Source organism: Flammeovirga aprica JL-4 (assembly GCF_012844305.1).
GTDB lineage: Bacteria > Bacteroidota > Bacteroidia > Cytophagales > Flammeovirgaceae > Flammeovirga > Flammeovirga aprica.
On record NZ_JABANE010000050.1, the window covers coordinates 24,424 to 42,604 of the forward strand.

General features: G+C 36.5%; 7 protein-coding genes. 3 read left to right on the top strand and 4 right to left on the bottom strand.

Annotation, left to right across the window (positions count from 1 at the left end):
• Positions 1 to 237: 237 nt before the first annotated feature.
• From HHU12_RS17970 to HHU12_RS17985, 4 genes are all read right to left on the bottom strand, one after another.
• Positions 238 to 3,327: an immunoglobulin-like domain-containing protein gene (locus HHU12_RS17970; protein ID WP_169658120.1), complete on the bottom strand. Its 3,090-nt coding sequence runs from the start codon at positions 3,325 to 3,327 to the stop codon at positions 238 to 240.
• A 433-nt stretch (positions 3,328 to 3,760) separates the two neighbouring features.
• A complete protein-coding gene (locus tag HHU12_RS17975; protein ID WP_169658121.1) occupies positions 3,761 to 4,882 on the bottom strand; it encodes an aldose epimerase family protein in 1,122 nt (373 codons plus the stop codon).
• The gene (locus HHU12_RS17980) at positions 4,879 to 6,399 is read right to left on the bottom strand and encodes an alpha-L-fucosidase (protein WP_169658122.1); all 1,521 of its coding nucleotides are present in this window, start codon (positions 6,397 to 6,399) and stop codon (positions 4,879 to 4,881) included. The genes HHU12_RS17975 and HHU12_RS17980 overlap by 4 nt, the downstream gene beginning before the upstream one ends.
• A 163-nt stretch (positions 6,400 to 6,562) precedes the next feature.
• On the bottom strand, positions 6,563 to 8,164 hold the full coding sequence (locus HHU12_RS17985) for an alpha-L-fucosidase (RefSeq protein WP_169658123.1): 1,602 nt from the start codon (positions 8,162 to 8,164) through the stop codon (positions 6,563 to 6,565).
• Between the two features lie 793 nt (positions 8,165 to 8,957).
• On the opposite strand from HHU12_RS17985, the gene HHU12_RS17990 reads away from it, so the two are divergent.
• The 3 genes from HHU12_RS17990 to HHU12_RS18000 all read left to right on the top strand — a co-directional run bounded on the left by HHU12_RS17990 (position 8,958) and on the right by HHU12_RS18000 (position 18,178).
• Complete coding sequence (locus HHU12_RS17990) at positions 8,958 to 13,151, top strand: hybrid sensor histidine kinase/response regulator transcription factor (RefSeq protein ID WP_169658124.1); 4,194 nt, start codon at positions 8,958 to 8,960, stop codon at positions 13,149 to 13,151.
• Positions 13,152 to 13,412: 261 nt separating this feature from the next.
• Positions 13,413 to 16,514 (top strand): SusC/RagA family TonB-linked outer membrane protein, encoded by a 3,102-nt coding sequence (locus HHU12_RS17995; protein ID WP_169658125.1) that lies wholly within the window; start codon positions 13,413 to 13,415, stop codon positions 16,512 to 16,514.
• A gap of 11 nt (positions 16,515 to 16,525) precedes the next feature.
• The gene (locus tag HHU12_RS18000) at positions 16,526 to 18,178 is read left to right on the top strand and encodes a RagB/SusD family nutrient uptake outer membrane protein (protein WP_169658126.1); all 1,653 of its coding nucleotides are present in this window, start codon (positions 16,526 to 16,528) and stop codon (positions 18,176 to 18,178) included.
• The last annotated feature ends 3 nt before the right edge of the window (positions 18,179 to 18,181 follow it).

The following is an 18,181-nucleotide window of genomic DNA, read 5'->3' on the forward strand; positions in this document are numbered from 1 at the left end:
AAAGGGAATCGATTCGGCATTTCAATCAAAACCGTTTTATGGGAATGCATATTAAATTTATCATAGTTCTTATTGTGGGTTGATGAATTTACACAGGGTTATAATTAATATGTTTCTTGTGGTGGTTCGGCGGGCAGACACATAGGTCTGCCCCTACTGGCAAATAAAACAGCCTGAATGAAATGAATCACTCAGGCTGTTAAAAGTCTCTCTTATTTATGCTCTAGCATTGATTGCCTATTTTTTGATAAATTTAATAGGCTGATTGTTTACTCTTAGGATGTACTGTCCTCTTGGAAGGTCATCCAGACTTAGAGTTGTTTTTTGAATATATTGATCAAATTCAATGACTTTTATGCTTACACCAATAAGGTTGTAGATTTCAATTACTTGGATGGGTTGAGAAGATTCAACGGTAATATCAGCGAATGTTGGATTGGGATAAAGTTTCAATTCTACTTTATTTCTATCTACTGATGTTACTTGCTCTTCTGCTAGTACTACTACCTCAAATTCTTTGATCAATGTAGTAGATCCTAATTGGATAGTGGCCGTAAGGTTTGTTGTAACATCTCTGAATGATCTTGTTACTACACCTTCACTTGTAATTGTTGTACGGTCTGTGACCCATGTAATTGATGAGTTGTACATTCCCTCAGTGGCTAATGTGATGTCTTTTGTAATGCCTTCTGCATCTTCACCTTCTGCAAATACAATTTCTAAATCATCATATACTTCTTGAATTAATTCGTCTTCATCATTTGGAACTGTCAAGATAAATGTTTTTGTTGAAGTCGATGTATTCAGTGTAACTGTTGCTGTCAGTGTCACTTCAGTTACTTCAACTGGAACTGTCAATACACCTGAATTAGAGATGACTGCTTCATTGTTGGAAGCCCATGAAATTTGTACGTTTTCATACTCATCATCAGAAGTTGGTAAAGTTACTGATTGTGTTACGGAGTTTTGATCATCGCCCTCAGCATATTCAATTGCTAAACGGTCCACTACTTTATCTACAATCACATCGTCTGATGTAGGAACGGTAGTCAATGTAAATGATTTTTGGTCTGAAAAATTACCTAATGAAATTGTTGCTACGATTGATGCCGTTACTGCATTATCTGTGATCGTTACCACACCTGCATTTGTGATATTGCTGTGGGCACTTGCATCCCATGTGATTGATGTATTGTTTATTCCGTTAGTGGTAAGCGTAATATTTCGAGAAACATTATCTGCATCATCACCTTCTTCAAATACAATTTCTAAGGCATTTTTAGCTTCTTCAACTAATTCTTCCTCTGTTGGTTCTCTTTCTTCTAACAGTACTTTGATGGTGAACTCTTTCGTGGCTGTTGCTTCATTTTTTGTCAATGTCGCTGTCAGTACAACGTCAGTGTCTACTTCATCACGAGTAACTACACCTGTTTCTGAAACCACTGAAGTATTAGAAGAAGCCCATGCAATTGTTACTGCGTTTTCTCCTGATGTTGGTAATGTTACGTCTTGTGTAACTGTCATTGCATCTTCCCCTTCAGCAAATGTGATCTCTAAGTTTTCTTTTGCCAAAGCAACCAATTCTTCATCTGTTGGTGGTGGAGTACCTTCACCTAAAACTGTAATTGTAAACTCTTTTGTTGCGGTTGCTTCATTTTTTGTCAATGTCGCTGTTAAGGTAACATCTGTGTCTTCATCCTGACGGGTGACAACTCCAGCATCTGTGACTACTGTTGCATTTGAAGAAGACCAACTTACGGTTACATCATTCTCTCCTGTCGTAGTTAAAGTTACATCTTGCGTTACACTATTTGCACCTTCGTCATCGGCATAAATGATCGCAAGGTTTTCTTTTGCTGAAGCTACTAGTTCTTCATCTGTAGGTTCTCTTGCAATTACTTTTAGTGTGAATTCTTTGGTTGCAGTTGCTTCATTTTTTGTCAAAGTTGCCGTTAAAGTAACCTCCGTATCTTCATCCTGACGTGTGACTACACCTGCATCTGTAATTGCTGTAGCATCTGAAGAGGACCAGCTTACAGTAACATCATTCTGACCCACTGATGGCAGTGTCACATCATGTGTTACATTTGTAGCATCCTCACCTGAGGCATAAGTGATTTCTAAATTTTCTTTTGCCTCAGCCACTAATTCATCATCCGTTGGTCCGCTTGCTTGTACAATTTTTAATAATGGATGAGAGAAAGTAATTACCGCTGGAACACCACTGTCTGATCCTCCAAATTGGACACCAATATTCCATTGGTAAGCGTTCTTTGGAATTTCAAAATTAGTCAAGAATGTTTTTTCTGTTGACGTTAATACAAATTGGTTTGAATTGACATCATGGTTTGTAAAACCGCCATCTCCATCAGGAGTTCTATATCTGAAGTTGAACCTAAACTTAGCACCATCGTCATTTGATGCGAGTGCTTTTGCGGATAGTTCAAAACTTACGTTCTCCGTTTCTTGTGGTAAATCTATGTTTTGCCAAGGTAATGCCATTACTAAAGTACTCCAGTTTCCTGTTATAGCATCCACTTTATTGATCTGTACTTTATTGTAGTTGGTGGTACCTTCTACAGCTTGAATTGTGTTAGGGGCCGTAGCTACTGTGTTTGACCAAACTGCCAATGTAGGATTTCCTAAAGCGTCTGCAAATTTATCATCTGGGATCAAGTTATCAGGATCGCTTGGCTCTTCTGGCTTATCACTTCCACCTGTCTCTAAAGTCAATGATGGAACTGAGAAGTAAATATCACCTACTGCTCCACTTTTGCTACCACCAAACTGAACGTCAAGGTTCCATTGCACTGCATTTTTAGGTACTTCAATAGGCACAACAAAATCTTGTTCAGTACTTGTAAGGTCAAAAATATCTGAATAGACGTTGTTGTTCTTGATTGAACCATCTTCCTCTTTCGTTCTATAACGGAAGTAGAATCTGAATTTTACATCATCATCATTGGAGGCTTTTACTTTTGCTGAAAGGTTAAGTTGAACATCACCTTCTTGAGTGCTCAAGGCAATGTCTTGCCATGTAATTCCCATTTTCACATCACTCCAACTTCCAGAGACATCAGTCTTGGAAATGAGCACTTGATGATTTTCTCCCGTTCCTGCCACTGCTGTTATAGTGTTAGGGGCCGTTGCCACTGTGTTAGTCCACTCTTCTAACGATGGGTTTCCGTCACTATCTTTAAACTGATAATTTGGAACCAAGTTGTTTGAAGAAGAAAGCGAAAAAAGTGGTGCATTGCTACCTGCAAATACTGATGAAATGCAAATCAATAGTGTGCTTGCTAATAATAAAGTAGTTTTTAATTTCATGCTTAATAAGTATTCATTTCATTTAATTGAGAATGATCAAAATTATCTATTCACTTCTTTATCACGTAATTAGTATATACCTATAAACGACCAATAATTGTTATTTACCCCTAATGAATAGTAAAAATACCCTGTGTGTCTGTTTGATAGAAACTTATGAGTACTCTTGTAAAAAAGCTACCTCAACTGGTTCAAGTCTTAAGCTGAAAGCGTGACTTGGACCTATTACTGTAAAAAGTCTGTAGACTTTTAGCTTTGTGTGTTTCTATAAGTCAACAGACTTATTAAGGATAAAAAGCACAAGTGACGCTTCGCTTAACACTTGCGCTAGTTTTCGGTATTCCCCTAATGTTAAGTAAAATTACACTGTCAGCCTGTCTGATAGAAATACTAATTTACACAATCAAAAGTGAATCTCCTTTTTCATCACCCATTAATTATTCAATTGCTTCTCTACACCGAACTTATAAATGACTGTTTCCTTGTATTTCTCTCCTGCTTTTACCAAAGAGGAAGGGAAATTAGGATGGTTTGGGGTGTCAGGTAAATGTTGTGTTTCTAGGCAGAAAGCAATATGTTTTCCATAGGCGATTCCATCTTTACCTACGAATTTTCCATCCAAAGAATTGCCGGTATAAAATTGTACAGAAGGTTGAGTTGTTACCACTGTCAATGTTCTTCCTGATGCAGGATCTAAGACTTCAATTACCTTTTTGGCTTTTCCATTTTCTTTATTGAAAACATAACAAAAATGATAACCATTATTGGCTAGTTTGAAGATATTATCACCAATAGGTTTTTGTATCGTCAAATCTTTTTCTGTATTTCTAATATTCTCTAATTGACCTGTAGGGACCACATCTTTATCAATTGCGGTAATATTATCTGCGTCAATTTTGATTTGTTGATCAAGAATGTTGTTCTTCATTCCATTTAAATTAAAATAAGAATGATTGGTCATACTGATATGTGTATCCTTGTCGGTGGTGGCTTCAAAATCGATTTTGATTTCGTTATTTTTTGTAAGAGTATAGGTTACTTTTGATTGTACATTTCCTGGAAAACCATTTGAACCATCTTTCGAAAAATAAGAAAAAACAACTCCTGCTTTATGCTTGCCCTTAAATGTTTTTTCTATTGTCCACACTGCACTGCTAAACTCTCCACCACCATGAATACAGTGTTTTTCACCTTTGGTATTTAATTGATATTTTACGCCATCTATTTCAAATTCACCATTTCTAATTCTATTGGCAAAACGTCCGACAGTAGCACCAAATAAGGGATTTGGCTTTTGGTATTGAGCCAAATTATCAAAACCTAAAACTACATCATCATATTTTTGATTACGATCTGCCACTTCAGCTTTCACTAAAACGGCCCCGTAGTTGGTCAATTGAATGTGCATTCCATTAGGGCTTTTCAAATCCACTAAATAGATTTTTTCATTTCCTTCCTTACCCCATTCTTTTTGTGTAAGCGTAAATTGTTTTTTCTGAGAGAACCCCAATTGTGTTACTGCCAGAAAAAGTAATGCTATTAAATTCACTTTCATTTCAATACAATTTGATTTTCAAACTCGATTTCATAAACTCTTGCATATTTACTTGGTCGGTTTTTCGAGATAAAAATGGAAAGACCTTTTTCTGTTTGCTTCCATTCCACTTCCTCTTCAGTACCTAACAAGTTGATATGTCTGATATTTAGTTCATTGTCTTCATTTCCTAGGTCAGTCACTTCCAGTACTCCATCTTCAGAATTATTCATCAAAAAGACATAAAGTTTATTATTGTTTTTCGTGAAACGGTAACTATCCTGAGTAGAATAATTAAGGTTAAATTGTTTCGAAAAAGCACCTTTGTAGGTGGTCATCGTTCCTTTACCGTAGGTTACCCAAGTAGTTGCTCCATAAATTGCCTTCTGATTGATATTCATCCATACTCCAACTTCCTCTAATACTTGAATTTGTTGGTCTGGAATAGTTCCGTCTGCATTGGGGAAAATATGTAAAAGTGCATTACCGTTTTTGCTGATAATATCTACAAAATCTTCAATCACTCTTCGGGTCTTTTTGTGTTTTCCTTCACCCGTTTCATAATCCATGTATTTGACCAATGGAATATTGGCCTGCCACTTTTCTTCCTTGATTTCTTTCACTTTTGAGTAATTGAAATTCATCACATTTGTGCCTTTAGGAAGGGCATTGCTGTATTTATCTTGGGACTGTAAAACCACTTCTCTATTCCAATCAATCCCTTTGTTGTAATAGTAAAGGGCTAATTTTTCATGATAGGGTTTGAACTCATTTTTATTCATATAAAAATCAAACCACATCACATCAGGTTCATATTGATCGATAATATCCTTGGTTCTACCCCACCAATGATCAATAAAAGTTTGGCTCACTGCCTGAGAAGGATATTGTGATGCTAAATCTAGTTTTTGATTTGCTTTTTGTTGGTCAGAATTAGAGGTATGGAAATTCCAATTGAAAGCAAAATGAGAGGATAAACCTACTTTTAGATTTTGCTTTTTTGTCGCCTGGATGAGCTCTTGGGTCAAATCCCTTTTGGGCCCCATATTAAGGCTATTGAAATCCGTATGTTGAGAATTGTACATGGCAAAACCATCGTGATGTTCAGCCACTGAGATCACATACTTCGCACCTGATGCTTTGAATGCTCTAGCCCAATCGTCTGCATTAAAATACTGTGCAGTATATAATGGAATAAAATCCTCGTACTTTGCAGTGGGACCATACGTTTGTACATGAAAATTATGTAAAGGATGTGGAGCATTATTGATGACTTTACCATTGGCATTGTACTGCACACTATCAAAATCCATCAATCTAGCATAATAAGGCGTTTTGATTTTTGGCACATTATATATTCCCCAATCGACAAAAATACCCAATTTGGCATCTTTAAACCATTGAGGTACTTTATAACTCTGTACAGATTCCCAATTCGTATCGTAAGCAAAATACTGTGGTTTTTCGGAATGGGTTGTAATCATCGAAAAACTATAAATGGCGAAAAATGTTAAGCAAACTGCTAGAGCCTTGATCATTTTTATTTTCATTTCATAGCATATTTAATGACGTAGGGGTAGACCTATATGTCTACCCATATTTGATTTGGTGGTGGTACGTGAGGGGTAGAAACATGTATCTAACCTACATTTGATTTGGTGGGTAGACACATAGGTCTACCCCTACGAGCCGTACGGACAATTACAACGTTTGCTCGAATTCTCCTCCCAATTCAGTTTCTTTGTAGCCTTCGCATAAGATTCTAAATGCATGAGCGAATTCTGTTGGGAATGACTTTGGCCTTTTGATCACTAGCCCTTCGTCTGTTCTTTCCCACTTCAATTCTTCATTACTACCTAAAAGTGTTACTTTTTCGATCTTGTTATTCAATAGACCAATGGCCGTACTCAATGATTTAATCTTGATGTCACCTTTTGGTGTATCCATTACTAAAGCGTAGAATTCACTGTTGCTCTTTTTCGTGAAACGGATATCATTCTCTTTGTATCTGATTTTCTTTCTTTCCACTTTATGACCTCCTGCTGGAATTCTTGTTGGGCCTTCACCGAAAATTGTCCATGGTCTTGTACCATAAATTGCATCACCGTTAACCGCTAACCAGTTACCCATATCTAATAATAGGTCTTCCATTTCTTGAGGAATTGTTCCGTCAGGGTTTGGAGGTACATTTAAAAGCATGTTACCGTTTTTAGCCACAATATCAATTAAGATATCGACCAACTCATCAGAAGAAACAAATTTTGCATTTGATCTGTAGAACCATGTTCCTGGAGAAGTATCAGTAATCCAAACATCTTTTTTAGGTTGATTAGGTCTACCTCTTTCGTAGTCACGAACCGCAGTGATTTCTGGGAATGTCTCTTCTTTGAAAAGAACAGCTACTTCCTTGTTCCACTCCTCACCTTTATTATAATAGTAAGCCAAGAATTTCTTTCTGCTTTCCTCATTCATATTTTCCAACCACCAGTCAAACCAAATGATATCCGGTTGGTAGTTATCAATATATTCTTTCAACTTCGCCCACCATTCTTTGTAGAATCTTTCCGTTGGCTCATTGTTATAATAATCGTGTGGATCAGTATACAAATCATAATCTTCAGGATCAACTCCTCCGTACTCATGTGCTGGAGCGAAATATTTCCATGTGAAAGCATGGTGGAAAGAAGCGATAAACTTCATTCCTCTTTTCTCTACCTCAGATTTTAATTCTTTAGAAACATCTACTCCGCCATAGTTCATAGAGTTCCAGCGTGTAGCCTCACTGTCCCACATTGCAAAGTTATCATGGTGCATAGCCACTGGACCTGCATATTTAGCCCCTGATTTTTCAAAAAGATCAGCCCATTTTTGAGGATCAAAACCTGTAGGCTTGAAATTTTCGATCAAATATTTATAACCAAACTCTGCAGGATCACCAAATTGCTCTACATGATGCAAATAGTTAGTCGTTGGGTTATTATTTACTGATCCATCTTTATTTTTTGGTAGTTTACCCGTTCTCCAGTTTGGAATCCCGTTTTTACCATACATCATCATACCATGCCACCCTGCCATTTTCTGTTTTGGCTTCATATTTACAAAGGCGCCAGAGATGGGGCCCCAGTGTGTATAAATACCAAACTTGGCATCTCTAAACCAATCTGGTGATTTATTTACTTTCGATAATGATTCCCAATCTTCAGTATATTTTTCTGTTGATTTTAGTTCTTGCTGTTTTGGTTGCATTTGGCAAGCACCCAATGCACACATGACAGACAGCGAAAGTGTTTTCATTAATTTCATACTATCTTATTTTTTTGTGGAATACTGGGACAAAAGAAATGGAGCAAAATACCGTGCACCACGACTGAAGTCATGGGCTTTTGGGAAGCTATCCTTCTTTTCAGCTAAAATTATCAACTTGAAATGTTGCAATAATTCACAAGCTCCTATATCCATATTGATAGGCCTGATAGTATCATTTAAAGTTGATAATTGAGGTGTCTTCCCAAAAGCCCATAATTTCAATTATGGGTCTACGAAACATCCATCTTCATCTGTCTTAGTACTTAAGTCCACGACTCTTAGATTTGATTTCAAAAAACAATCAGAAATACATTTTCCGTATTGCTTGAAACAAATGTAGATTGATACGGTGGGAAGGTTAGAGAATTTTAGTAAACCAATTGGGGTAATAATCCATCGTCCAAAAAACAAGCGGTTTTTTAAAGAGATTGACCTTTTTGAAATAATCTCCCCTGATGAACTTGATTTTTAATAAATATTATCCTTTAACAACCTATGTATTCATTACATCAATAGATAATATTATCACATAAACCTTATTTTTGTGGTAGAATCATTTTTTAAACTAAATACGACTACCCTTGAATATAAAACCACTTGATTTTACTGCTGATTAGCGGGTGTTATTTTTTAAAAGTACCCGATAGGGCAAATAATAGGGATAAATAATACTAATTTCACCCTTGTAAATAATTACACTACTTGAATTTGTTATTCCTTCAAAAGGGGTCTAAACACCACTCCTGAGAAGATTTTTTGGTTCTTCGCACATACTTAATGAAATGAATTTATGAAAAATAACTACTCCATAATCAACAGGAATATAATTACTAAAATTACCCTATTGCTTTTGTCGTTACTGACATTACAATTACATGCAGAGGAAAATGAAATTGTTTTTGATATTCAATTGTACTCTACAAAAAATGGTTTAGTACAAAATGACATCACAAGCATTTACCAAGATAGTAAGGGCTTGATGTGGTTTGGTACGAATGCCGGTATCAGTAAATTTGATGGGTATAGTTTCACTAATTATAGCATGGACACCCATCAGTTGACGTCCAATATTATTAGTTGTTTTCAAGAAGATCAGTACAACAACCTTTGGATCGGATTATTGAATTCGGGCATTTGTCGTTTGAATTTGGAGACGGGAGAAATGACTTCTTTTAGAAATTCACAAGGATCAAAAATACTGAGCTCTAACAATGTTCATTCGTTAGCATTGGATGAAGATGGCAACTTATGGGTAGGTACAACAAAAGGGCTAAATTGTCTACTTGCAGAGGAATTGACGAAGGATAAAATCAAAGCAAAAAAATACTATGCTAACCACCATAATTCAAAGAGTATTTTATCCAATCATGTGACCAAACTTTTTAATGATAGAAATGGCAACCTTTGGATTGGTACCAAGAAAGGGTTGCAAATCACTATCAAACCTTCCAACAACCAACCTTCTTATACTTTTAAAGAAATTTCGAATACTAAAATCCCTCCTATCAAAGACATTAAAGAGTCAGAGGAAGGAGTGTTTTTTTGCGGGCCACATGGTATTCAGTTATTCAATGAAGAGAAATCTACTTTAAGAAAAGTTTCTACTGCACGTTTTAATACACTTTGTATTGATCCTAACAAACATATGCTTGGAGGAACCCGTAAAGGATTGATGTTTATGGAATATGATGAGGCTTCAGGGCTTTATGTACAGAAAAAACACATTGACAGTGAGAATTTTGATGCTCTGAAAATCAATATTATTACTGAAGTTTATAAAGATAAATTGGGTGTGATTTGGATTGGTACGAAAGGCGGGGGCGTGATCAAGTACAACCCGAATGGAAAGCGATTTAAGGACATCTACAAAACCAACGATAAAACCAGCATTTCCTACAACAAAATCAGATCAATTTATGAAGATCGAAAGGGTAGAATTTGGGTAGGTACTCAGGGTGGTGCATTAAATGTGTTGGAAAATACTGCTGAAGGTCTAGATCATGGTTATAAGAAATTGACGTTTGAGAAAATTAAAACCAATACCATTTTTGCTATTACAGAATGGGATAATGAATTGATTTTTGGAATTAGAAAAAAAGGAAAAGTATATAGCCTTGATTTTGACCAAGATTTAAAGGGTTTTAAAGATATTACGAAAGAAAATATCCTTACTGCTAATGAAGAATCTCCAGCTTTTTCAATTCAAAGCGATGGAAAAGATGTGATTTGGATAGGTACTTATGGCAATGGTTTGCTAAGAGGAGTGAAAAAGGAAGGCAAGATTGAATGGACCAATATTACCAATACAAAAGATCTTCAAAATGGCAAAATCAAATTAATACGCAGTATTCTGATTGATACGTATGGTAATTTATGGGTAGGCAGTTCGGAAGGTTTGGTTTTTATCTCTAGGGATCAAAAAATGAAGGAAAAACCTGAATTTGAACTTTACCAACATGATTCAAATGTCAAAAATAGTCTTTCATATAATTATGTATTACCTGTTTTTGAAGCCTCTAATGGTGAAATATGGATCGGTACAATGGGTGGCGGTTTGAGTATTTTCAACCCCAACAATATCAATGGAAGTGGTATTTCCTTTGAACACATTAAAATAAAAGATGGTCTTCCAAGTAATATCATCAAAGCAATTTTGGAAGATGATTATCAAAACCTTTGGATCAGTAGTAATAATGGTATCACAAAGATCAACTTAGATTCTAGGGAAATCAAAAACTACAATATCAGTGATGGTTTACAAGACAATGAGTTCAGTGATCTGGCAGGCTGTAAGTTGAAAAATGGGGATTTGATGTTTGGTGGCGTAAACGGTATTAATTATTTCACCCCTCACGAAATTGTAGACGATTATTTGGTTGGCGACCTCGTTTTTACGGAATTAAGCGTATTGAACAAGACCATACATGTTAACGATACATTGGATGGTAATGTGATATTGAAAAAGAATATTCAATACACTCAAAAAATTGAATTGAATCACAATCAAAATAGCTTTGCAGTACAATTCTCTGGTTTGCACTTCGGTTCACCTTACAAGAATAAATACAAGTACAAACTGAATGGTTTTGATAAGGAATGGATCACAACGGATGCTGATTTCAGAATCGCAAAATACACGAATTTGTCTCCCGGAAATTATACATTAGAAGTAAAGGCCTCGAATGGTGATAATATCTGGAACCCTAAATCATTGTTCTTAGATATTGAAATTGCTTCTCCTTGGTGGTCGACAATTTGGGCTAAAATCCTTTACGCTATCGCTATAATTTTCTTTGTTTACCTTTTCTCTAGGTTCTCTTTAATTACAGTTCAGAAGAGACATCAATTGGAGTTGGAGCAGTTTGAAAGAGAAAAATTAGAGCATTTGAGTCAGATGAAGTTGCAATTCTTCACTAATATTTCTCATGAGTTGCGTACGCCTTTGACACTGATTCATACGCCTATCGAACAGCTTATTAGTAAAGGAAGTGCATATTCTTCTTTAGAAAAAGAGAAGTATTATAAGTTGATTCATAAGAATGTGAATCACTTAATGAACCTTGTCAATCAGCTTTTAGATTTCCGTAAAATGGAGCAAGGACACATGGCATTGCAAGTGAAAAAGGGAGATTGGGTACTGTTTACAGAGCAGATCTATCATTCGTTTAAAGAATTTGCCAATCATGAAAGAGTAGATTTCTCATTGGACATTAAAACGCATTCTATTCGAGGTTTCTTTGATCAAGACAAACTCAAAAAAATATTGAATAACCTCCTTTCCAATGCTTTTAAGTTTACGTATGCTGGGCAGGTGAAAATCTTGATTGAGCAGGTCCATGAAGATGTTATTATTGAAGTGAAAGATACAGGGTTTGGTATTTCGGAGGAACATTTGAAATACTTATTTGAGCCTTTCTATCAAGTAAAAAGTCAATCCAAAGAAAAAAGTAAAAGTGAAGGAACGGGTATCGGGCTTTCGTTTACAAAAAGTTTGGTGGAATTGCATCATGGTAGTATAACAGTAGAAAGTGAAAAGAATATAGGTTCAACATTTAAAATTCAATTCCCACTCAATGAAGTGGCTTATGAAAATGATGTGAAAATTGAAGCGGTTCCTGAAGAGGATATTGTGATTGAATATGAAGAAGAAGAGGAATTATCAGCACAAGAAGAGGAATTGAGCCTTACAACAAAGCCTAAGATTGTGATTGCTGATGACAACCCTGCCATTCTTGATCTTTTGTATGAATTACTAAAAGACAACTTCAAAGTGTATAAAGCGGATGATGGAGAGAAAGCATTCCAATTGGCCAAGGAAGTGATGCCAAACCTTATTCTTTCTGATATTATGATGCCAGTGATGGACGGTTATGAATTGACCAAGAAAATCCGTGAGGATGCACAAGTTTGTCACTTACCTATCATCTTATTGACAGCAAAGAATTCCAACGATAGTAAACTGAAAGGGTATGAATACGGTGTGGATGCCTATGTCACTAAACCTTTTAATACAGAAGTATTGCTTGCGAGAATCAATACTTTGGTGGAAAACAGAAAGCGTCTGCAAAAGAATTTCAGAACCAATATTGATACACAACCAAGTGAAGTGACCTTTACATCTATTGATGAGCGTTTCTTAAATCGTTTAGTGGCCATTGTGGAGGAAAATATTTCCGATCCTAAGTTTACCGTTGAGAAGTTGGCTTATGAATATGGCACTACTCCTCTCCGATTGAATCAAAAGTTGAAAGCGTTGACAGAGCAGACCGCCAAAATATTCATTAGAAATATCCGATTAAAACGCGCAGCCCAACTCTTGAAGATGGGAAGGTATGGCGTTAGTGATGTCACCTATGAGGTTGGATTCAGTGATTTGAAGTATTTCAGAAACTGTTTCAAAAAAGAATTTGGTGTTCCACCTTCTCATTTCTTGCGCAATAAAAAGAAAAAAGAAGAGGAAGTAGAAGATGCAGAAGCGGAATAGGGTGTTGTATTAATACCCCATTCTGTTCCTTGAAAATTCAAAAAACAAACAATTACAATTCTTATTATCAATGACTTAAACATCAACATAGGACACTTCCATGAAAGTAGGGGGAAATAATTTTTGGAGCTTTTGAAAAGGGATTTTTTTATTTACCAAAGGGATATTTACCACCCCCATTTTTTAGGGGTATTCGTACGCAATAGGTGTCAGATGTACGCTTAGATTTGAGTCATTATTAAGAATTAATTTTTTTATGAAATGAAAAGAAAATTATCAGTAATTTATCAACTTCTATTTCGGAAAATGCTTTTGATAGGCATTCTATTGACTGTGGGAATGACCTCAAAACTCTATGCTCAAAAAGCCTTTCAGGTAAGCGGTACTATTGTAGATGAAGAACAGGCTCCTATACCAGGAGTAAATGTTTTGATTAAAGGTACAACTACCGGTACTGTCACTGATTTTGACGGGCGATATAACCTTATGGTGGATGAAAAAGGCAGTGTCATTGTCTTTTCATATATCGGTTATAAGCCAGTTGAAATTGAGGTTAGCAAAAAAGCGGAGCTAAATCTTCAAATGGAGTTGGATACAGAATCATTGGAAGAAGTAGTGGTTATTGGTTATGGCCAACAAGAAAAGCGTGAGGTAACAGGTTCTGTTGCTCAAGTGAAATCTGATCAGATTAACAGCTTGGCAACATCAGATCTGGCAACGGCGATTCAAGGACAAATGGCAGGTGTAAGTGTAAGTTCAGAATCAGGTGCTCCTGGTGAAAACGCTACGATTACGATTAGAGGTGTTTCTTCTTTCCAAGAGGGAGGTTCAGAACCGCTTTATGTTGTAGATGGTGTGACGTATACGACAAATCCTAACATTGCACCTCAAGAGATTGAGTCTATTGAAGTATTGAAAGATGGTGCTTCAGCGGCAATCTATGGTTCAAGAGCCTCTGCAGGTGTGGTTTTGATCACTACAAAAAGAGGTGAGAAAGGGAAAATGTCAGTGACTTTTGATTCTTACTATGGTGTACAGAAAATCACTTCTGATATCCACCTTGCCAACACCACTGACGCTATGTATATCAACCATTTGATGTGGAAAGGTGATCCTAGTACTCCCAATCCATTGGACAACAACCCGAATGCAATGCATTATAATACAGATTGGTTGAGAGAGCTTCAGGTAGATATGGCCCCTATTCAAAATCACTCTTTAAGATTATCGGGTGGTTCTAAGAATCTTACTTACTCTATTGTAGGTACTTTATTTGATCAGCAGGGTATTCAAATTTCTTCGGCTTACCAAAGAAAAACATTGAGAGCGAATACTACTTTTGAGAAAGATAAGTTGAAGGTGCAAATCAATATGGGGTACCAAAACAGTTATAAGGACAATCCTCCAAATAACATTCAGTATCAAGCACTTCGTCAAGATCCTTTTAGAGCTGGCATCAGCAGAAATGATGAATATGTGATTGAAGGTAGTAACCCTGAGAGAATGACCAACCTTTTGGCTCGTATCAATGAAACGAATGAAACTACGGGCAACAATTATAATGGTAATGCTAAAATCACGTATGAAGTGTTGAAAGGACTAAAGCTGAATGCCAACATTGGTGGTTCGTACTCTACTACGAATGATTATTGGTTTAGCCCTACTTTCGATGTTTACAGCAACAATGGAGAGTATATTACACGTGCTTCAAAACCTTTGAATGAGCTTCGCTTTATTGACACGTTCAACTTGAGAACTATTCAAGAATATACCGGCACTTATAATAAAAAATGGGGTAAACATAATGTAAGTCTATTAGCCGGTAATACTTGGGAAACAGCTGAGGCCAACAGAAGAATGGTACATGCTATGAATATGCCAAACAATATTCCTAACCTTGGTGTAGCACAAGATGTCAGAGGAGTAGACCAACGTTATGCAGCAAGTTCTAACATTGGTTTATTAGGTCGTGTGCAATACAGCTACGCTGGTAAATATATGGTCAGTGCAAGTATTCGTAGAGACGGTTCTTCAAGATTCCATCCAAGCAACAACTGGGGTAACTTCAAGTCATTCTCAGCAGGTTGGAACATCAGTGAGGAAAAATTCTTTGAAGCTTTAAAACCAACCATCAGTAATTTAAAACTTAGAGCCGGTTATGGTGAAACAGGTAGCGATAAAGCGGGTCAAGGTTTGGGTAACTTAATTGCTGATTTACCTTACGTTTCCATCATTACACCACAAGTAGATTATGTATTAGGAATTGGAGAAAATGATATTCTCTACCCTGGTGCTACGAACCCTACTTATGTGGATGAAAACATTACTTGGGAAACCAACATTTCACAAAACATCGGTTTAGATGGTGAGTTATTCTCTGGTCGTTTCTTCTTTAATTTTGATTTATACAGATCAGAAAAAAGAGATATGCTATTGCCTGTAGAACTTCCACCTTCAGCAGGAGGTACTATCACAGGTAACTACAATAAAATGTGGCAAAATGTGGGTAACTTAACCAACCAAGGTATTGAATTAGGATTAGGTTATAATACACATATCAATAAACTGAAACTGACTGTAAATGGTACGTTCACAAGAAATTTCAACGAAGTAACTGCTTTGGCTCCTACCATGGAATCCGTTCCGGGTGGACGTCCTTTAGGTAATTCTTCTGAACCTACTACTTTCTTAATTCCAGGTTATGAAGCAGGTGCATTTTTCTTAATCCCAACGGATGGAACTATTAAAACAGAAGAGGAATTGATTGAGTATCAAAAAATGATTCCTACGGCCAAAATCGGTGACTTGAAATATGTGGATGTAAATGGTGACGGTGAAATCGGTCAAGACGATAGAGTATACCAAGGAAGCGGAACACCACTTTGGGAAGCAGGTCTTTCAGTGGCATTAGGCTATAAAGGTTTTGATTTGAGCGTGATGCTATTCGGTTCATATGGTGCTAAAATTTACAACGGTACAAGAGCCTATGCACATCAGCAAAAGACAAGTAAAGAGTTGGTGAATGCTTGGTCACCTGAGAACCCTACTTCAGATATCCCTACTCCAAGAAGAAGTTCATCTCATATGAACATCAGAACTTATTCTGATTTCTTCTTAGAAGATGGTTCTTATTTGAAAATCCAAAACATCACTTTTGGTTATACTCTTCCACAGCAAACGGTAAGCAAATTGGGCATAAATAATTTCAGAGTATATGTAAGTGCTCAAAATCCATTTGTGTTTACAAACTATACAGGTTACGACCCAGAGGTCGGTTCAAAAAATGTCTTCTATCGTGGTGTTGACACAGGTAAATATCCTGTTGCCGCTACTTACAGAGCAGGTCTTTCATTACAATTCTAAAACTACTAATGATGAAAAATCTAATAAGAATAAATATAGGATTACTGATTGCTTTCGCCCTTTTCGGGTGTCAGAATTGGTTTGATATAGAAAATAAGAATACCATAGAAGAACGTGAGTTCTGGAAAAATGAACAAGAAGCATTTATGGGATTGATGGCATCGTACAGTGGTTTACAGAATCACGGTTCAATGGGTGGCAACTCTGCCGCTCAAATGCCAACAAGGTCTGATATTGGTCGCCCGAGTATTTGGAATGACCAATATGTAGAGCTTTCAAAGCTACTTTTCAACGACAATACAAGTATTGTAAAACTGAAATGGGCTGATCTGTATACGACAATACTTAGAGCAAATCAGGTGTTGGATAGAGTGCCGGACATCATTGAAATCAGTGATGAGTCGAGAGAATTATTCTTGGCGGAGGCACACTTTATTAGAGGTATTTGCTACTATTGGTTGTATAGTACTTATAATCATGGTTCCGTAATTCTTCATACAACTGTGGCGCAAAACAAGGAAGAAATTGCAAAACCATTGAGCCCTAAAGAAGAGGTACTTGAATTGATCATCAGAGATTTAACTTATGCTCAAGAAAGACTGCCTGAAACTTGGGAAGACAAGTACAAAGGAAGAGCTACTTGGGGTGCCGCTACTGCCTTTTTAGGTCAGGTGTATATCAATGAACATGAATACGTAAAAGCGCAGAATGAATTCAAAATGATCATTGACAGAGAAGATTTATATCAATTGACTTCAGACATCAGCTGGAACTTTGATAAAGAACATGAGTTCAATTCTGAATCTATCTTTGAAGTTTCTTTTTCAGACACTCAAAAACCAAATGGTGGTGGAGTTATTGTTGATGGACCTACAGGTACTGAAGGGACAAGAAGAGGTGTTTTCTTAGCCCCAAGTGGAGCCAATGGCAACCGTTTATCTATGCCATCTTATTGGATCACAATGCTTTTCCAAAAAGATGAAATGGACCCTACTGATCCTAGAAATGATGGTTTAACACATTCATTACGTTCTCAATATTCTATTGTCATGGCGGATGATGATTTTGATTATTACCAAAAAGAACCTAGAGATGTACATGGTACTTTCAAAAATAAAGAATCTTCTTATTTGAGAAAATTCCAAAATTGGTGGGATGAATATGAAGCGCTAGGTACAAAAACTGTTTCAGGTATTAATGAAAGAGTGATCCGTTTAGCTGATGTTTATTTATTGTATGCTGAATGCTTGATCAAAAATAACGGTAGTGCCGGTACTTTCGAAGCAGTGCATTATATCAACAGAATCAGAACGCGTTCGGCAGTAATGCCTTTGGACCACAATGAGTACAATACAGCAGAAAAACTAATGGATCATATCATGTATGTTGAAAGACCATTGGAATTGATGTTTGAAGGTCATGATACGCGCTGGATTGACATGAGAAGATGGGGTAAAATCAAAGAGCAATATGATCGTTTGGCGAAAAAGAAATACTACATGAATAAGCAGATCTTGTATGAATTACCTGAAGATGCCACTGAGGGGCCAAATGGTGAAGCAGTAATACAAGAATTCCAAGATGCTTCTGCGAGTTATACGCCAGATTATCACAACTACTTCCCTATTCCAATTGACGAAGTACTTTCTAATCCTAACCTATAAATT